At 69.5% G+C, this 18,162-nt stretch carries 18 protein-coding genes; 5 read left to right on the top strand and 13 right to left on the bottom strand.

All coding sequences use genetic code 11. The annotated features are described in order from the left end of the window. The first annotated feature begins 44 nt into the window (after positions 1-44). Positions 45-2,507: an ATP-dependent DNA ligase gene (locus QF046_RS17950; protein ID WP_307372472.1), complete on the top strand. Its 2,463-nt coding sequence runs from the start codon at positions 45-47 to the stop codon at positions 2,505-2,507. 22 nt (positions 2,508-2,529) lie between these two features. Here QF046_RS17950 and QF046_RS17945 read toward each other — a convergent pair whose 3' ends face one another. Both QF046_RS17945 and QF046_RS17940 read right to left on the bottom strand, forming a co-directional pair. Next, on the bottom strand, positions 2,530-3,450 hold the full coding sequence (locus tag QF046_RS17945) for a cation diffusion facilitator family transporter (protein WP_307372471.1): 921 nt from the start codon (positions 3,448-3,450) through the stop codon (positions 2,530-2,532). Positions 3,451-3,551: 101 nt separating this feature from the next. Further along, positions 3,552-4,337, bottom strand: coding sequence for an alpha/beta fold hydrolase (locus QF046_RS17940; protein ID WP_307372470.1), 786 nt, complete (start codon positions 4,335-4,337; stop codon positions 3,552-3,554). 152 nt (positions 4,338-4,489) lie between these two features. On the opposite strand from QF046_RS17940, the gene QF046_RS17935 reads away from it, so the two are divergent. Further along, the gene (locus QF046_RS17935) at positions 4,490-4,843 is read left to right on the top strand and encodes a helix-turn-helix domain-containing protein (RefSeq protein WP_307372466.1); all 354 of its coding nucleotides are present in this window, start codon (positions 4,490-4,492) and stop codon (positions 4,841-4,843) included. 25 nt (positions 4,844-4,868) lie between these two features. Here the strand turns inward: QF046_RS17935 and QF046_RS17930 are convergent, their stop codons facing one another. The 3 genes from QF046_RS17930 to QF046_RS17920 form a co-directional block, all read right to left on the bottom strand. Further along, complete coding sequence (locus tag QF046_RS17930) at positions 4,869-5,465, bottom strand: ClpP family protease (protein WP_307372463.1); 597 nt, start codon at positions 5,463-5,465, stop codon at positions 4,869-4,871. Further along, entirely contained in the window at positions 5,462-6,106 is a 645-nt protein-coding gene (locus QF046_RS17925) for a ClpP family protease (protein ID WP_307372461.1), read from the bottom strand. Before QF046_RS17925 ends, QF046_RS17930 begins: the two co-directional genes overlap by 4 nt. Before the next feature lie 123 nt (positions 6,107-6,229). After that, positions 6,230-6,808 carry a TetR/AcrR family transcriptional regulator gene (locus tag QF046_RS17920; RefSeq protein WP_307372457.1) on the bottom strand — a complete coding sequence of 193 codons (579 nt, stop codon included), beginning with the start codon at positions 6,806-6,808 and terminating at the stop codon, positions 6,230-6,232. An 86-nt stretch (positions 6,809-6,894) separates the two neighbouring features. Here QF046_RS17920 and QF046_RS17915 point away from each other — a divergent pair, with 86 nt between their 5' ends. Next, the gene (locus tag QF046_RS17915) at positions 6,895-7,338 is read left to right on the top strand and encodes a DUF1772 domain-containing protein (protein WP_307372455.1); all 444 of its coding nucleotides are present in this window, start codon (positions 6,895-6,897) and stop codon (positions 7,336-7,338) included. Between the two features lie 51 nt (positions 7,339-7,389). Here QF046_RS17915 and rdgB read toward each other — a convergent pair whose 3' ends face one another. From rdgB to QF046_RS17890, 5 genes are read right to left on the bottom strand one after another with little or no spacing between them, the layout of a single operon-like run. Next, complete coding sequence (rdgB, locus tag QF046_RS17910; protein ID WP_307372454.1) at positions 7,390-7,983, bottom strand: RdgB/HAM1 family non-canonical purine NTP pyrophosphatase; 594 nt, start codon at positions 7,981-7,983, stop codon at positions 7,390-7,392. Next, positions 7,980-8,744: a ribonuclease PH gene (gene rph / locus QF046_RS17905; protein WP_307372452.1), complete on the bottom strand. Its 765-nt coding sequence runs from the start codon at positions 8,742-8,744 to the stop codon at positions 7,980-7,982. Before rph ends, rdgB begins: the two co-directional genes overlap by 4 nt. A 41-nt stretch (positions 8,745-8,785) precedes the next feature. Next, entirely contained in the window at positions 8,786-9,637 is an 852-nt protein-coding gene (murI, locus tag QF046_RS17900) for a glutamate racemase (RefSeq protein ID WP_307372449.1), read from the bottom strand. Positions 9,638-9,659: 22 nt separating this feature from the next. Beyond that, positions 9,660-10,610: an N-acetylmuramic acid 6-phosphate etherase gene (gene murQ / locus QF046_RS17895; RefSeq protein ID WP_307372448.1), complete on the bottom strand. Its 951-nt coding sequence runs from the start codon at positions 10,608-10,610 to the stop codon at positions 9,660-9,662. A 31-nt stretch (positions 10,611-10,641) separates the two neighbouring features. Continuing rightward, positions 10,642-12,105, bottom strand: coding sequence for a glycoside hydrolase family 3 protein (locus QF046_RS17890; RefSeq protein ID WP_307372444.1), 1,464 nt, complete (start codon positions 12,103-12,105; stop codon positions 10,642-10,644). A gap of 93 nt (positions 12,106-12,198) precedes the next feature. Between QF046_RS17890 and QF046_RS17885 the strand changes: the two genes are divergently transcribed. Continuing rightward, a complete protein-coding gene (locus QF046_RS17885) occupies positions 12,199-13,518 on the top strand; it encodes a nicotinate phosphoribosyltransferase (protein WP_307372442.1) in 1,320 nt (439 codons plus the stop codon). A gap of 33 nt (positions 13,519-13,551) precedes the next feature. Here QF046_RS17885 and QF046_RS17880 read toward each other — a convergent pair whose 3' ends face one another. Genes QF046_RS17880 through QF046_RS17870 form a run of 3 tightly spaced genes read right to left on the bottom strand, consistent with a single transcriptional unit; the run spans position 13,552 to position 17,234 of the window. Next, complete coding sequence (locus QF046_RS17880; protein WP_307372439.1) at positions 13,552-13,818, bottom strand: DUF3039 domain-containing protein; 267 nt, start codon at positions 13,816-13,818, stop codon at positions 13,552-13,554. 33 nt (positions 13,819-13,851) lie between these two features. Then, on the bottom strand, positions 13,852-15,420 hold the full coding sequence (locus QF046_RS17875) for a hypothetical protein (protein WP_307372437.1): 1,569 nt from the start codon (positions 15,418-15,420) through the stop codon (positions 13,852-13,854). Further along, a complete protein-coding gene (locus tag QF046_RS17870; protein ID WP_307372435.1) occupies positions 15,396-17,234 on the bottom strand; it encodes an ABC transporter ATP-binding protein in 1,839 nt (612 codons plus the stop codon). Before QF046_RS17870 ends, QF046_RS17875 begins: the two co-directional genes overlap by 25 nt. Before the next feature lie 233 nt (positions 17,235-17,467). Between QF046_RS17870 and QF046_RS17865 the strand changes: the two genes are divergently transcribed. Further along, a complete protein-coding gene (locus tag QF046_RS17865; RefSeq protein ID WP_307372433.1) occupies positions 17,468-18,160 on the top strand; it encodes an NTP transferase domain-containing protein in 693 nt (230 codons plus the stop codon). Positions 18,161-18,162: the final 2 nt, after the last annotated feature.

Genomic DNA, 18,162 nt, shown 5'->3' with positions numbered 1-18,162 from the left:
CGTTCCGGCCAGAGGGATTGACCTCGGCCGACTACTCTGTCCCCATGGCAGCGAGCGGGCAGGTCGTGCAGGTCGACGGCCGCCGTCTGCGCGTCACCAATCTCGAGAAGGTCGTCTACCCCGACGCGGGCACGACCAAGGGCGAGATCCTCTCCTACTACTCGCGGATCGCGCCCGTCATGCTGCCGCACCTGCGCGGTCGCCCGGTGACTCGCAAGCGCTGGGTGGACGGCGTCGGTACAGCGGATGCTCCCGCTGAGAGCTTCTTCACGAAGCAGCTCGAGCAGGGCGCGCCGGACTGGGTGCGGCGGATGCCGATCGAGCACTCCGACGGTCCGAAGGAGTATCCGCTCGCCGATGACGCGGCGACCCTGGCATGGTTCGCGCAGATCGCCGCTCTCGAACTGCACGTGCCGCAATGGCGATTCACGCACTCCGGCGGGCGGGGAAAGCCGGACCGGCTGGTACTCGACCTGGATCCCGGGCCGGGTGTCGGGCTCGCGCAGTGCGCCGAGGTGGCGCGAGTGGCTCGCGGCATCCTCACCGGGATGGGGCTGGAGCCGATGCCGGTGACCAGCGGCAGCAAGGGCATCCACCTGTACGCCCGTTTGCCCACCTCCGACGACGGCACAGGCCGGCAGACCAGCGACGACGTCTCCGCGGTCGCGAAGGAGCTCGCCCGGCTGATCGAGGCCGATCATCCCGACCTCGCGACGGGCACGATGGCCAAGTCGGCGCGCGGCGGCAAGGTGTTCATCGACTGGAGCCAGAACAGCGCCTCCAAGACGACCATCGCCCCCTACTCGCTGCGCGGGCGCGCCCGCCCCTGGGTGGCGGCCCCCCGCACGTGGGAGGAGCTGGACGATCCCGAGCTGCGTCACCTCGAGTTCGAGGAAGTGCTGGAGCGGATGGATGCCGGGATCGACCCCCTTGCGGCCCTCGCGCCGCCGAGCTCGGCGCTGGCCGCCTATCTCGCCAAACGCGATGCGGCCAAGACACCGGAGCCGATGCCGCGCACGGCATACATCGCCCCCGGAGGCGACCCGCGCTTCGTGATCCAGGAGCATCACGCGAGCAGCCTGCACTGCGACCTGCGCATCGAGCGCGACGGCGTGCTCATCAGCTGGGCGGTGCCCAAGGGCATCCCGGAGTCCACCGATCGCAATCATCTGGCGGTGATGACTGAGCCGCATCCGATGGAGTATCTGGACTTCGAGGGCGAGATCCCCCGTGGCGAATACGGTGCGGGTTCCATGACCGTGTGGGACACCGGCGTCGTCGCGCTGGAGAAGTGGCGCGACGACGAGGTGATCGGCACGTTCACCGGTCAGGCCGGTGGGCGGCTGGGCTCCGCGCGCCTGGCGCTGATCCGCACCGGCGGCGAGGGCGAGAAGTCCCAGTGGCTGCTGCACCGGATGGTCCCCACGCCCCACGCCACCCGCCGCTCCGCGTCGGCCGGAGCCTCCGGGGCGCGTGGGCCCGCCACCCCGCGTTCCGATCTTCCTGAGTCCGCTCCGACCGAGGCCGCCACGGCCGCAGAGCGGCCCGCGTCGTACTCCCCCATGCTGGCGGAGACCGGCAGTATGGGCGTGGCACGCGGCGCCGATGCCTGGGCGGAGATCAAGTGGGACGGCATCCGCGCGATCGGCACCTGGGCTGACGGAAGCTTCACGCTGCGTGCGCGCAGCGGCACGGACATCACCGCGCGCTACCCCGAGCTCACCGCCGACGGCGCCCCGCACCTGCCCGCCACCGATGCCGTCGTCGACGGCGAGATCGTCGCCTTCGACGCGCAGGGCAGGCCGAGCTTCACGCGCCTGCAGAACCGGATGCACCTCACCAAGGGCCGCGACATCGAGCGGGAGGTCGTGCGCACCCCGATCGTATACATGCTGTTCGACCTGTTGCATCTGGACGGCCACGACCTGACCCGGATGCCGCTGCGGCAGCGTCGCGAGCTGCTCGAGCAGCTCGCATCCGACCTCGAAGACCCGGTGCAGGTGCCACCCGTCTTCGACGACGTCGACGCCGCGGTGGAGATGAGCAGGCAGCACGGGCTGGAGGGCGTCGTCGCAAAGGATCCCGACTCCGGGTACCGCCCCGGCGCGCGCAGCTCGGCGTGGCTGAAGCTGAAGAACACCCGCACCCAGGAGGTCGTGATCATCGGCATCCGGCCGGGCAAGGGCGACCGCGGCGGCACCATCGGCTCTCTGCTCCTCGCCGTGCCCGACGACGCGGGCGCACTGCAGTACGTCGGGAAGGTGGGCACCGGTTTCACCGACCGGATGCTGCGCGATCTGAGCGCGCGTCTCGACCTGCTGCGCACTGACGAGGCGCCCGCGGAGGGCGTGCCACGGCCGGAGGCGCGGGACGCCCTGTGGGTGCGTCCCGAGCTCGTCGGCGAGGTGGAGTTCGCGGACTGGACACCCGGCGGCATCCTCCGCCACTCGCGCTGGCGCGGGCTGCGCCCCGACAAGTCCCCTGCCGAGGTGCGGCGCGAGGCCTGACGCTCCGACGGACGACGCAGTTTCAGGCGTGCGTGGCCTCGCAGTCGTCGTGGCCCGCGGGCTCCAGCTGGAAAGTGGAGTGCTCCACGTCGAAGTGCTCGGCCAGGCAGTTCTGCAGCTCGGCCAGCAGCTCCGCCGAGCGCCCGGCGGCGAACAGCGCGGAGTCGACGGTGACGTGCGCGGTGAACACGGGCGCTCCACGAGTGAGCTGCCACACGTGCACGTCGTGCACGTCGACCACCCCCTGATACCGCTTCAGGTGGTCGCGGATCTCGGTCACCGACATGCCTTTGGGCGCCGATTCCGCGAGCACCGAGAACACCTCGCGCAGCAGCGAGATCGCGCGCGGCAGGATCATCACGGCGATGAGCAGCGAGGCGATCGCGTCGGCGGGCATCCACCCCGTGGTGACGATCACGATCGCGGCGACGATGACCAGCACCGAGCCGATCAGGTCGCCCATGACCTCGAGATACGCGCCGCGCACGTTGATGCTCGTGCGCTGCGCGCGACTCAGAAGCCACATCGAGATCGCGTTCGCGACCATGCCGACCACGGCGACGACCAGCATCAGGGGCCCGGCGACGTCGACCTCGCCCGGGTCCATCAGCCGCTGGACGCCCTGGATCGCGACGACCACCATGAGCACGCTGAGGATGACGGCGTTGATGAGGGCGCCGAACACCTCCGCGCGCTGATAGCCGAAGGTGCGCCGGTCGTCGGCGGGGCGGGCCGCGACAGCGGTCGCGATCAGTGCGATCACCAGCGCCGACGCGTCGGTGAACATGTGGGCGGCGTCGGCCAGCAGCGCCAGGGACCCCGAGAGGATCGCACCGACGACCTGCACGATCATCACGACGACGGTCAGCGACAGCGAGACGGTCAGCAGACGCCGGTGGCCGGCATCGCGGATGCCTCCGGAGACGGGTGCGTGATCGTGCATGACTCCAGGCTAGGCCGGAAGCACGCCGGTGGAGCCTGATCCCGTCCAGTTGGGAATGGGGATGAGAATCATTCGCGGCACGCCGCGACTCGGCACGCGGATCAGAACTCGTCGTCGAGGAACCCGGTCAGCAGCGGCAGTGCTCGCGACATCGCTCGGAGGTCGCCGTCCGCGGCGAATGCCTCGCCCAGATAGTCGCCGTGTCCACCGGGCACGATGAGCAGCCGCGCACCCGGAACAAGCGCGGCGAGGGCCACCGCATGGTCACGTGTGATGACGTCCCTGTCACCGGCGACCACGAGTGTGGGGGCGACGATGGTCGCCAGCGAGTCATCCGGGAAGTCGTGGAATCCGGTCATGAGATCGCGATCCAGCGCGAACATCCGCTCCGCGTGCGCGACATCTCCGCTCACGTCGATGTCGGCCTGCCGATACACCTCGGGCATGTCCGCGAATCCACTCGTCGCCATGGCGTCCCAGAATCCGTCGATCATTCCGTCCCTCCGGAAAGGCGCCGAGGCGGCGATGAGTCGGGCCACCCGCTCGGGATGCCGGATCGCCAGCTGCAGCGACACCTGACCGCCGTTGCTGAAACCGAGCACGTGCACCGGCCCCGTGTCGAGTTCGATCAGCAGCGCCGCGAGGTCGTCCGCCGAGCGCTCGAAGGACGCCGGGCCGGACCCTGTGGGGGTGCGTCCATGACCCTGCAGCTCGACGGCGAGGATGCGACGTGTTCCCGCGAGCGCCGGGATCAGCGCACCCCAATTGGACTCGATCGTGGATCCGCCGCCGTGCACGAGGAGCAGCGGCGGCTCGTCCCCGGCTCGCCCGTGCCACTGGTAATACAGCTGGGCTGCTCCGCCGGAGCGTCCGTCCTCGTAGTCCACCGAGCCGACGATACTCGCGTGCTGTGCCCTGGTCCACGACTCGCGGGCCGGAAACTGCGGGACGAGGCATGGAAGGCGCGGGCACGCCCGAGCCCGTTCTGCTCTGAGCAGAACGGCTGTCGCGGCGTCGGCGGACGGCGTTACCGTGAACCATGGCCGAGATGATCCCGTTCCCCGCTGCCTCGACGTCGCCGCACCGCCCGCAGGTCGAGCCCGAACCGCTCTGGCGCGAGATGCTCGGTGCGCAGATGCGTCGGCGGCGCCTCGAGCGCGAGGAGACCCTCGGCGAGACCGCCGCGACGGCGGGCGTCTCACCCCAGTACCTCTCGGAGGTCGAGCGCGGCCTCAAGGAGCCGTCCAGTGAGATGATCGCCGCCATCGCCGGCGCACTGGACACCACGCTCATCGAGCTCGCCAGCGACGTGACCGATCAGCTGCGCGCGGCCGCGGCACCGGCATCCGCTGCCGTGTCCGCCGTTCGCGGCGCGTTCGCACTCGCCGCCTGAGACGTCCGGCCGCGCGCAGCGCCCCTCACGGCGTGGACCGCTCGCCCATCACCGTGTCGATCAGGCCGTACTCCAGGGCGGCGGGTGCGGTGAACACGCGGTCCCGGTCGGTGTCGGCACGCAGCTCGGCGACCGACCGGCCTGTGTGGCGGGCGAGGATAAGCTCCATGTCGGAGCGCACCCGCACCACCTCATCAGCCGCGAGGATGAGGTCGGGGATCGCCCCGCGCGACTGCCCCGCCGGTTGGTGCAGGACGATGCGGGCGTGTTCGAGCGCCGCACGCTGGCCCGGCGTTCCAGCCGCCGCGAGCAGTGCCGCCGGACCGATCGCCTGACCGACCACGGTTGTGGCCACCGCCGGACGGATATGGCGCATCGTGTCGTAGATCGCGAGCGCCGCTCCCGGATCGCCGCCCTCGCTGTTCACATAGAGCTGGATGCCGGAGTCCGGGTTGTCCGAGTCGAGGTGCAGCAGCTGGGCGATCAGGGCGTTCGCGACGCCCGCGTCGATGCCCGTGCCGAGGTAGATGATGCGCTCCGCGAGCAGGTGCGAGTAGACATCCATGATCCGCTCGCCCCGCGGATGCTGGGCGATGACGTTGGGGATGGTGTAACCGGTCATGAGTGCTGTCCTGCCTGAGCGAGTTCCGCGGCATCCGATCCGAGTCCGATCCGCTGCCTTCTGCGGGGCGAGATCTGCGTGATGGAGTCGACGATCTCGTCGATGAATCCGTACTCCTCGGATTGCGCCGCCGTGTACCAGCGGTCGTGCAGCGAATCGGTGAAGACGCGCTCGATCGGCTGACCGGTGTCCTGTGCGATGAGACCGAGCACGGTGTCGCGCACGTGTCGGAGGTCGTCGGCCTGCGTCTCGAGCTCACCGGCCGACCCGCCGATGCCCGCGGAGCCCTGATGCATGAGGATCCGTGCGTGCGGCAGAGCGCGACGCTTGCCCTTCGTGCCGGCCGAGAGCAGGAACTGACCGGCGCTGGCCGCGGTTCCCAGTGCGAGCGTGGCCACATCGTTCGGAATCAGATTCATGATGTCGCGGATCCCCAGCATCGACGGCACGGAGCCGCCAGGTGAGTGGATCCAGAGGGCGATGTCGGCGACGGGGTCCTCGGCGGACAGCGCCAGCAACTGCGTCATCAGCAGCGTGCCGTTGTCATCATCGAGTTCGCCGTCGAGCACGAGCACCCGATCGTGGAACAGGGCTCGACGTGCCTCGGGGCCGAACTGTGCGGTGGTCTTCTCTTCGGTCATGCCTCCAGCGTGCGCCGCCGTCGAGATCCGGGCACGCGAATCCGCTCAGAGCGGCTCTGCCGTGAGCAGAGACTCCCTGCCACGGTGCGGCCAGCATCGCGATGCCGGATGGCGTCACCGGCTTCAGACGTCAGTGAAGCGATCTACGAGCAGTTCGATCCGGGCCTCGACGCCTTCAGAGGGAAGCCTGCCCGCCCGCGACAGCGTGACCTGACCATGCAGCGCGGCCCAGAACACCTCCGTGAGCAGCCCGGAGGACACGTTCTCGCCTGCGAGATCGGCGATGTTGTCCTGAAGCGCGGCGAAAGCATCCTTCAACGGCTCCGGGGTGTCTTCCTGGGCGAATGCCAGGCCTCCGTCGAGTTGAAAGATCGCGTCGTAGACCGCCGGGTTCCTGGTGGCGAAGTCGAGATAGGCACGCGTGAGGGCCGCTACGCGGTCATGTGCAGTGACTGCACCCGCCGCAGCGGCCCTGACCGCCGCAGCCAGTTCCCTCGAACCCTCCAGCGCAACGGCGCCCACGATCTCCCGCTTGCCGCGGAAGTGACTGTAGAGCACGGGCTGGCTGTACTCGATGCGCTCCGCGAGACGCCGGGTCGTGACGGCGTCCCAGCCCTCCTGCTCAGCGATCTCGCGCGCCGTCGACACGATGAGCCGCTCTCGATCCATCCGCGCACGCTGCTTGCGATCCTGTACAGACATGCCCCGATTCTAGCATCGATAGATTTTCGAGCGTCGATCATGCTAGCGTCGAACGCACATCTAGCAGCACTAGAAAAAGGAGCATCATGATCACTGTCTTCGAGGTCGCCACGATCGTGGTCGTCGGCATCCTTGTCGGCGTCGAGTTCTCCGTCGCCTTCATCCTCAGCCGCATCTTCAACGCCCTCCCCGACGACAGCAACCAGCTCGGCCGCTCCCACGGCGGCCGCATGCTCGGCGCCCTGATGCCGTTCTGGTACATCGGCTCGCTGGTGCTGAGCGTGATCTGGGCGCTCATCGCCTGGGGTCGAGACGGTACCGCGTTCATCATCGCCGGCGCGGCGATGCTGCTGCTCAGCGTGATCATGTCCGTCGTACTGCTTGTCCCGATCAACAACCGCGGCAAGATGTGGACGCCCGAGAACAGGCCCGCGGACTGGAAGCAGCAGATGCGTCGGTGGGATCGGTATCACTACGTCCGCGTCGCCGTCCTCATCGCAGGTTTCGTCCTGCTCGCCCTCGCTCGTTGAGAAGGACGGCCACTGCGGTCACGGAGCTCGAGCTCCGTGACCGCGTCTTCGTCAGAGTGCGGCGAGCAGCGGAATGAGCGCCTGGAAGGCCCGGGCGCGGTGCGACTCGGACTGCTTCTCGGCATCCGTGAACTGACCGACGGTGCGCTCGGATGCCGGATCCTGACCATCCGGGATGAAGATCGGGTCGTAGCCGAAGCCGCCCTCCCCCGACGCCTCCTTCGCGAGCCGTCCCGGCCAGATCCCGACGACGGTCCGCTCGGTGCCGTCGGGCGTCACCAGCGCGATCGTGGAGTGGAACTGCGCGGTGCGGTGCGGGTCGGCGACGTCGTGCAGCTGGTCCAGCAGCAGTTCGAGGTTGGCGACGGCATCCTTCTTCTGCCCGGCCCAGTAGGCCGAGAACACACCGGGCGAGCCGCCCAGCACGTCGACGCAGATGCCGGAGTCGTCGGCCAGCGCCGCCAGCCCCGTATGGGCGGCGGCCGCGCGCGCCTTGATCAGCGCATTCGCGGCGAACGTCACGCCGTCCTCGACCGGCTCGGGCCCGTCGTAGCCGACGACCTCGAGATCGGGGCGCGTGGCCGCGACGATCTGCTGGAACTCGGCGACCTTGTGCGGATTGTGCGTGGCGAGGACGACCTTCATCGAACCTGGGACCCTGAGCCTGTCGAAGCGCCCGCCAGCGCCGCCAGCTGCTGCTCCTTGAGCGAGGCGCAGCCGTTCACACCCAGCTCGAGCAGCGCATCCAGCTCGCGCTTGTCGAACGGCGCCCCTTCGGCAGTTCCCTGCACCTCGACGAACAGCCCACGGCCGGTGACGACGATGTTCATGTCGGTCTCGGCGCGCACGTCCTCGACGTATGCCAGGTCGAGCATGGGCTCGCCGTCGATGATGCCGACCGAGACCGCGGCGACCGTGTCCAGCAGCGGGGTGGAGTTCTTGCCGATGAACTTCTTCTCGCGGCCCCACTCGATCGCATCCGCGAGGGCGACGTAGGCGCCCGTGATCGCGGCGGTGCGCGTGCCGCCGTCGGCCTGCAGCACGTCGCAGTCGATGACGATCGTGTTCTCGCCCAGAGCCTTGGTGTCGACGACGGCGCGCAGGGCGCGGCCGATCAGGCGGGAGATCTCGTGCGTGCGCCCGCCGATCCGGCCCTTCACGCTCTCGCGGTCGTTGCGGCTGTTGGTGGCCCGCGGCAGCATCGCGTACTCGGCGGTGACCCACCCCTTCCCCTTGCCTGTCAGCCAGCGCGGCACGCCGTTGGTGAACGACGCGGTGCACAGCACCTTGGTGCCGCCGAAGCTGATCAGCGCAGAGCCCTCGGCGTGTGCGGACCAGCCGCGTTCGATGGTCACCTCGCGGAGCTGGTCGGTGCTGCGGCCGTCGGCGCGGACGATGTCTGACATGGGGGTCCTCTCGGATGGGGTGCTCAGGTGTGCGCCGGAGCTCAGGTGTGCGGGAATTCCGCTTCGAGGTCGGCCAGGTAGGGCAGGTCGATGACGCCGGTCTGCACGAGCTGCACATCGCGCACCTCGTGCCCCATCAGGCGGTTCGCGAGCATCGTGAACTCATCGGCCGACTGACCGGTCGCCTCATACACGTAGCTGGGCACGGCATCCGACGCGGCGAGCTGGTCGCGCTTGACCAACTGACGGTACACGTCGGCGGCGGTCTCGTCGTCGCTGGAGACCAGTGAGACGCCGTCTCCCATCACGTAGCTGATCGCACCGCGCAGGAACGGGTAGTGCGTGCAGCCGAGCACGAGCGTGTCGACATCGGCATCCCGCAGCGGTGCGAGGTAGTCCTCGGCGACGGCGAGCACCTCGGGGGTGCCGGTGATGCCTGCCTCGACGAACTCGACGAAGCGCGGGCACGCGGCGGTGAACACCTCGAGCCGCTCGTTGACCTCGAGCATGTCCTGGTAGGCGCGGGAGCCGATGGTGCCGACGGTGCCGATGACTCCGATGCGGCCGTTGCGGGTGGTCGAGACGGCCCGGCGCACGGCGGGGCCGATCACCTCGACGACGGGCACGTCGTAGCGCTCGCGGGCGTCGCGCAGCATGGCGGCGGATGCCGTGTTGCAGGCGATCACGAGCATCTTCACGCCCTGGTCGACGAGGGTGTCGAGCACCTCGAGGCTGTACCGTCGCACGTCGGCGATGGGCTTGGGACCGTAGGGCGAATGGGCGGTGTCGCCGATGTACACGAGCGATTCCTGCGGCAGCTGAGCGCGGATGGCCCTGGCTACCGTCAGCCCGCCGACTCCGGAGTCGAAGATGCCGATGGGCGCGTCGTTCATGATGCTCAAGCCTACTCGGCTGCTACTCGGCCGGGCTGGATGCCGGGCGGGAACCGAGCGCACCGAGGGCCACGCGCAGGTGTCCGTCGGATGCGCTCAGCGCGTCGCGCACGGCCTGGGCGTCGGTGCCGGACGCCACGATCCCGATCGCGAGCTTCACAGATCCATCCGCGGCGGCGAGCGCCGCCGCGGCCTCGTCGGGGGTGCATCCGGTGGCGGCGATGACGATGCGTTCGGCGCGGGCGCGCAGCTTCTCGTTGGTGGAGCGCACGTCGACCATGAGGTTGCCGTAGACCTTGCCGAGCTGCACCATCGCGAGGGTGGAGAGCATGTTCAGCACGAGCTTCTGCGCGGTGCCGGAGTTCAGACGAGTGGAGCCCGCCACGATCTCGGGAGCCGCCTCCGCCTCGATCGCGATGTCGGCGTCGGAGGACATCTGCGCCGACCTGTTTCCGGCGAGCGAGATCGCGAGTGCGCCGCGTTCGCGCGCCGCACGCAGCGCGCCGATCACGTAGGGCGTGCGACCGGATGCCGAGATGCCGACCACGCTGTCCAGTGGGCCGACCTCGAGTTCGGCGAGCGCCGCGGCCCCGGCAGGGGCGTCGTCCTCGGCGTTCTCCACAGCAGAGCGCAGCGCGTGCTCTCCCCCGGCGATGACGCCCACGACCAGACCGGGATCGGCGCCGAAAGTGGGCGGGATCTCACTGGCGTCCAGCACGCCGATCCTGCCCGGAGAGCCTGCACCGATGTAGATCAGTCGGCCGCCCTGACGCATCCGCTCGACGATCCCGTCCACGGCCCGCGCGATGCTCTCCCCCGCCTCGGCGACCGCGTCGACCGCACGGTGGCCGTGCTCGGCCATCAGTCGCACCTGCGCGCGCGTGTCGAGCGTGTCGAGATCGGCGAAGCGCGGATCCACCCGCTCGGTCGCGAACGTCTCGAGGGTGGATCGCAGCTCTGCGCGGTCGGTCATGATGGTTCCTCTTCCGGGGCGGTGGGCGGACTCAGGCGGGCGGGTTCAGCAGGGCGCGGCGGGCGACTCGTGCCGCGAGCAGGCTCGCCGCTGAGGCGGTGACGGTGGGGCCGGCGTCATCGACGGCCAGACCCACGTTGACGGCGACGGCCCCGGGCAGGGCCGAGCGGATGCGGTCGAGCACTGTCCGCTGCGGAGAACCCGCATCGATGCGGTCGACGAGCACCACGCGCTGTCCGTCGCCGGTGATCGCGGCGTCGATCCCGGCATCCGATGCGCGATCCGCGTCGAGTCGGAAGATCTCCCCTCCGGCGGCGAGCGCCAGGGCGACGTGCGCGCCCGCACTGTCGACGGCGAGGCTGGACGCCCGACGCAGGTCGAGCACCGTGGTCGGGGCATCGTCGAAGGCGGCGTACGCGCCGTCGATCCGCAGGGCGCGATCGGCGATGGCATCCGGGTCGAACGGCATCTCCGCGACCGGGCCGCGGGAGCGGACGACCTCGGCCATCGCGGCGACCCGACGCGCCGCTTCCTGGACGCGCGCCCGCGGCAGTCGGCCGGAGCGGATCGCGACGACGATGGCATCGCGCGCCTGAAGGTAGTCCAGTTCGTCCTGGTCCGGCAGCATCCGCTCGCCCGGATTCGTCGGGTTGCCGATGCAGAGCAGGTCGGCACCGGCCGCGAGCGCACGCACGGCTCCCCCGCCGATGCCGACCGTCTCGCGGATCGCGGCCATGTCGAGTGCGTCCGTCACGATCACACCGTCGAAGCCGCTCGCACGCAGGCGGCCGAGCACGAGCGGATTGAGCGTGGCAGGCGCGTCGCCCCACTGCGGTGCAGCGATGTGCGCGGTCATGATCGACAGCACGCCGGCATCCACCGCTGCCGCGAACGGCGGCACGTGCACGCGGTCGATCTCGTCCTGGCTCAGCGTCAGGCGCGGCAGGTCGTGGTGCGAGTCGGTGTGCGTGTCGCCGTGCCCGGGATAGTGCTTGGCGCACGCTGCGACGCCGGTGGACTGGATGCCGCGCACGGCCGCCGCCACATGCCGGGAGACGAGGTCGGTGGTCGAGCCGAACGCCCGCACGCCGATGACGGGGTTGCGCGGGTCGGTGTTCACATCGGCGACGGGTGCGATCACGACATCCGCGCCGATCGCGGCGACGCGGCGCCCGATCTCGTACCCGGTGGCGCGCGTGTCCTCCACGTCGTCCAGCATCCCGAGCTGCGCCGCCCCCGGGAGGGTGGAACCAGTGGAGGTCTCCAGGCGGGTGACGCTGCCGCCCTCCTCGTCGATGCCGATCAGTGCAAGCGGGGCGATGCGGTGGATGTCGCTGCTCAGGGCCGCGGTGTCGCCGTCCAGGTTCTGCGCGAAGTAGACGACTCCGGCGAGGCCGTTCGCCAGGGCATCCGCCAGCCAGCCGGGCACGGTGCGTCCGAGGAACCCTGGCCACAGGACGGCATTGGCCAGACGCTCCAGCTCGGCCTGCGCCATCGTCGGCTCCTTCTGCGTTCGCACTTCGGCGGCCGGGGACGATCCGGCCTTCACATCAGTATTCCCGATCCGGCACGCCGATACACTGAGCGGATGAGCTCCGCGTTCCTCACCGACCGCTACGAACTGACCATGCTCGCCGCCTCGCTCAGCGATGGCACGGCGAGCAGGCCCTCCGTCTTCGAGTTGTTCTCACGGCGACTCTCCGGCGGGCGCCGCTTCGGCGTCGTCGCCGGGACGGGGCGCCTGCTGTCGCTGCTGCGCGACTTCCACTTCGGCGACGAAGAGCTGCGGTTCCTGCGTGATCACGACGTGGTGGATGCGGCCGCAGTGAAGTATCTGGAGCACTATCGGTTCACCGGCAGCATCCGCGGCTATCGCGAGGGCGAGCTGTACTTCCCCGGTTCCCCGGTCCTGACCGTCGAGGGATCGTTCGCGGATGCCGTGGTGCTGGAGACCCTGGCGCTGAGCGTGCTCAATCACGACTCCGCGGTCGCCACCGCGGCTTCGCGGATGAGTATCGCCGCCGGGGAGCGTCCGCTGGCAGAGATGGGCTCGCGCCGCGCCGCCGAGCAGTCCGCCGTGGCCGCCGCGCGCGCCGCCTACATCGCCGGGTTCGGCGCCACGAGCAACCTCGAGGCCGGCCGGCGGTGGGGCATCCCCACCATGGGCACCGCCGCGCATTCCTGGACGCTGCTGCACGACACTGAGGAGGCCGCGTTCCGCACGCAGATCGACAACCTCGGTGTGGGCACCACCCTGCTCGTGGACACCTACGACATCCGCACCGGCGTCGAGACCGCCGTCCGCGTGGCGGGCACCGGGCTGGGTGGCGTGCGCCTGGACTCCGGCGATCTTCCGATCGTCGCGGCCGAGGTCCGCGCACAGCTCGACGAACTGGGCGCAACCGGGACCAAGATCACCGTCACGAGCGACCTCGACGAGTACGCGATCGCCGCTCTGGCAGCATCACCGGTCGACTTCTACGGGGTCGGCACCTCGGTCGTCACTGGCTCCGGCTACCCCACCGCCGGCATGGTCTACAAGCTCGTGGCGCGTCAGGATGCCGACGGCGGCTGGGTCGCCGTCGCGAAGGCATCCACCGACAAGGGCTCCAAGGGTGGGCGCAAGGCTGCCTTCCGCTCCCTGCAGGACGGCGTGGCGACTGCCGAGACCATCATGGTCGCCGACGGCTTCGAGCAGTTGGACACCGCCTCCGATCACCCGGAGGGACGGGCGCTGCAGGTCCTGCTCGTCGACGCCGGCGAGATCGACTCCGCATACGAGGGTCCGGCCGGAACGGCATCAGCTCGCGAGCATCACCTGCGGGTTCGCGAGGAACTTCCCGTGCGGGCGCTCGCGCTCAGCAAGTCGGACCCGGCGATCCCGACGGTGTTTGTCGACGCGGACTGACGGTCTCTGGATCAGGACTGACGCTGATCGGGGCTAGCCGACCATCTTCTCGTAGATCTCCTTGCACGTCGGGCAGATCGGGAACTTCTCGGGGTCGCGCCCCGGAGTCCACTTCTTGCCGCAGAGGGCGCGCACCGGCTTGCCGGTGATGGCCGACTCGAGGATCTTGTCCTTCTTGACGTAATGCGAGAAGCGCTCATGGTCGCCGGGCTCGAGGTTCTCCTCGCGGAGAAGCTCTTCGAGTTCGCGATCAAGTGTTGCCACGCCACCCTGATCGGGGCTGTCCAGCGGAGTACTCATGGGGAGATTCTAGCCGCCGTCCCGGCACCGGGATCAGGTGGTCTCGACGAACTCCATCAGCCGTGCGCCGTTGCGCTCGAAGATGGCCCCGCCGATCGCGGCGCCGCCGAACAGCACGAGCACGCCGGTGATGATGCCCGTCCAGAATGCGGCCGGCGCATGCTCGTCGCCCTCGACGACGGTCAGCACGAACAGCCACAGCGTCGGTGCACTGAAGATCAGAGCCCCCACGAAGGTGCCTGCGGCGCCGAACGAGCCGTGCGACGATGACCGCTGCGGCTGCTGGAAGGGGCTGTCGCCCGGGCGCGACACCGCGTATGGGGCGACGACCGACGCGATGCTCGACATGCCGAGACCGGTCAGAAGCAGGGCGGCCGCCACACCGATCAGGGGCAGCAGCAGGTGCCAGTACCCGATGTAGGCGAGGGTGACCGACACGGCGATCGCGAGCACCGGGATCGCCACGAGCAGCACGGGAACCAGCCGGCCCAGCCGGTCGGGCAGCCCCCGAACACCGCTGGCGATGTGGATCCACAGCGCCGTGGAGTCGTAGGCGACGTCGTTGTGCGGCAGCCAGCCGAAGAACAGCGCCATCAGCGGCACCGGCACCAGCGCGGCCGCCCACAGCGGCACACCCGCGACCATCAGGGGGAACACGGTCAGAACGCCGGCGATGGGCACGACCAGGATGTTGACGATGTAGCGGCGATCTCGCAGCCAGTAGACCAGGCTGCGCGCGGCGACCGCACCGAAGGCATTGGCGGGCAGCGAGCCGAACCAGCCGAGCCCCGAGCGCTCGCGGGTGGCGTACGGACGCTCGGTGGTCGTCAGCAGGCGCCGCACCAGGTGCACCCACAGGGCCAGGAGCAGCGCCAGGGATGCCAGGGCGATGAGCCCGCTCGCCCACGCGGCTCCCGTGTCGCCCTCGGCGAGATGGAAGAGGAACGCCTGCGGAGCCGCGATCGGGGAGAATCCGACGACGGTGGCCGCGGCCGCCACCGACTCCGGCACCCGGCCGTCCCACTTCAGAGAGGCGAAGTACGCGGCGACCGGGAACGCGACCACGATCACGGGGATCGTGAAGAGCACGGTCAGCTCGCGCGACCGGCGCTCGGGCAACGTGATCGCGCTGATCGCCATGCCGATGCGGGCGACCACCGCGGTGGAGACGACCGCGACGATCGCCGCAGCCACGGCGACGGGCCACGCGACCCCGCCGACGGCGACCGCCATGATGACGAAGCAGATGTTGACGGCGATGAGGGCGAGGCTCGGGATGCTGACCAGCGAGGCGAGCGCGAGGATCCACGGCATCCGCTTCTCGTCGACCCCGAATGGGCCGAACCTGCGCGGATCGAGCTGATCGGGCGTACCGGTCAGCATGGGGGCGAGGAAGAAGGCGAGGAAGGTCGCCGCGGCCGCGAGCACCGTCAGCGTGCCCGCGGGAGCCACCGTGGCGCTGCTGAGCCCGATCACCGCGATGCAGACGGCGATGGTGACGACGACGGTCGCGAGAAGCGCGAACAGCTTGCGCCCCGGACGTTCACCGCGCAGGGCACCTGCGAGCAGGGCCAGCCTCAGGCGGAGAACGTGTGCAACCACTCGAGCCCCTCCACTTCGGAACCCGCGCCGGACAGCTCGACGAACCGTGCCGAGAGCGACTGGCCTGCACGCACCTCGTCGATGGTCCCCTCCGCGAGGACCTCGCCGTCGACGATCACCGCGACGCGTGAGCAGACCCGCTCCACCAGATCCATGCCGTGGCTGGAGAGGATGACCGTGCCGCCGTGGGAGACATAGGAGCGCAGGATGTCGAGGATCACTCCGGAGGAGACCGGGTCGACGGCCTCGAACGGCTCGTCGAGAACGAGCACGCGCGGCGAGTGGATCAGCGCCCCCGCGATCATGAGCTTCTTGGTCATACCCGCCGAGTAGTCCGAGACCACGCGGCCCAGCGCCTCGGTGAGGTCGAAGGCGCGCGCCAGGTCGCCGACGCGCTTGTCGATGACCGCACGATTCAGGCGACGCAGCTGACCGTAGTAGTGCAGCAGCTGACGCCCGGTGAGGCGGTCGAACGTGCGGAGGCGGTCGGGCAGCACGCCCATCGCACGCTTGGCTCCGAGCGGGTTCGCCTTCTGATCGATGCCGCTGATGTGCACCGTGCCGGCGTCCGGGCGCAGCAATCCGGCGATGATGGAGAGTGTCGTCGTCTTGCCCGCGCCGTTGGGGCCGACCAGGCCGTAGAACGAGCCGGCGGGCACGGTCAGGTCGATGCCGTCGACGGCATGCGTGTCGCCGAAGCGCTTGACCAGACCACGGATGCGGATCGCGTCGCCGCGGTCCTCGGTCGAACTCGGCGCGATGGAATCGTCGGGAGCCGTGTCGACGGGGAGAACGGCGTCTGGGGTCGTGTCGGCGATCGCGGCGACCGCGGGCGCATCGAACGTCGGGCCTGCGGCCGTGGGCGTTCCCCGGGGCGGCCTCGCCTCGGTCGGGGCCTCGGCGCTGTTCGACGCGGCGACCAGCCGCGGGGACGAGGCCCCTTCGCGGCCCACCGTCAGCTCGACAGGTGCGTCCGCGACCGGCTGAGCGGCGGCGGTCCTGGAAGCCGTGGTCTTGGTGGCGGCGGTCTTGGTGGCTGCCGGCTCGGCGGCGGTCTTGGTGGCGGCCGGCTTTGCCGGCGCGGCCTTGGCTGAGGTGCGCGTGGTCGTCGTGGGCTTCGCAGCAGTCGACTTCGCGGTGGTCGACTTCGCCGTGGAAGTCTTGGCCGAGGCGGCCCTCGTCGCGGGAGCCTTGGCGCCGGTGGCCTTGGTCGTCGCCGACTTGGTCGCGGGAATCTTCGCCGGGGAGGACGTCGACTTCGCCGCGGTCGACTTCGCCGCGGTCGACTTCGCTGCGGTGCTCTTCGCCGCTGCACTCTTCGTGGCGGTGCTCTTGGCCGCAGGAGCCTTCGCCGTGGCGGGCTTGGTGTTCTTGGCCGTCGTCGACTTGGGCTTCAGCGAAGCCGCGTCCTGCTTGGCAGCGGCGACGGCCTTCTCGGACGCGGTCTTGGCTGCGTTCGACTTCGCGGCGGCTTTGGTCGCGGCAGATGTCGCCGTCGCCTTCTTGACCGCGGCGGTCTTCGCGGCCGTGGCCGCAGCAGTGCGTCGAGCTGCCGCTGTCTTCGCTGCGGCGGTCGTGGAAGCGGCCTTCTTCACAGCATCCGTCTTGGCCGCATCCGTCTTCGCGGCGCCCGACTTGGTTGCGCCTGACTTGGCCGCGGAGGTGCCCGTCTTGCGCGCGGGAGTCTTGCGGGCGGTCGATGCCGCGGTCGCACGCGGAGACTTCTTCTGGGCCGCGGGCGCATCAGCGGCATCCGCGTTCTCGTTCTGAGAGATGTCGATGCGGTCGTCTCCGGAGTCCCGAGAAGCAGTCACGGGTACTACGCTATCAACCCGAGGCGCGCGTTCCCGCTGAAATCTCGGTACTCCGGAACGCCGCCGGCACGCGCTTCCGAGCCTGAGTGAGAGGTGTGCAAACGATCACGAAACGGCAACGGCGACGGCCTCCTTCCGGGGTCTCCCAGGTGGAATCAGTAGCATGTTGCTGGCACGAAGAGGTGTCCCGTCGATGAATCGGCGGTGAACACCAGTTCTTTTTAGGAGAAACCGTGACTCTTCAGACCGTCATCCTGGCCGCAGGCATGGGCTCGCGCCTCGGCCGCGCACTGCCGAAGCCGCTCACCGAGCTGAGCGATGGACGCACCATCATGCAGCAGCAGCACGACAACATCCGCGCGGCATTCGGCAACGACGCCCGCATCAACGCAGTCGTCGGCTACCGCGCCGAGACGATCATCGAGGCGTTCCCCACCGCGAAGTACGTTCACAACGAGCGCTACGACGTGACCAACACCTCGAAGAGCCTGCTGCGTGCGCTGAACGCCACCGGCAAGGGCGGGGTGCTGTGGATGAACGGCGACGTCGTCTTCGACCCGCGCATCCTGGGCCGGGCCATCGAGTACATCGAGCGCGACCAGTCCTTCGTGACCGTCAACACCTCCAAGGTGAGCGACGAAGAGGTCAAGTACACCGTCACCGCCGAGGGCTTCATCAAGGAGCTGTCGAAGACCGTCAAGGGCGGTCTCGGCGAGGCGGTCGGCATCAACTACATCTCCTCCGCTGACAAGAAGGCGTTCATCCGCCAGCTGCAGCGCGTCGAGGATCAGGACTACTTCGAGCGCGGCCTCGAGCTGGCGATCGCCGAGGACGGCCTGCTGCTCGAGCCGATGGACGTCTCCGACCTGTACGCGGTCGAGGTCGACTTCGCCGAGGACCTGGAGCGCGCGAACCTCTACGTGTGATC

Origin of the sequence: Microbacterium sp. W4I4 (assembly GCF_030816235.1) — a bacterium.
In the GTDB taxonomy this organism is placed as follows: Bacteria; Actinomycetota; Actinomycetes; order Actinomycetales; family Microbacteriaceae; genus Microbacterium.
Note: the sequence above shows the minus strand (reverse complement) of the source record. Positions and strands in the feature narration are given on the sequence as shown.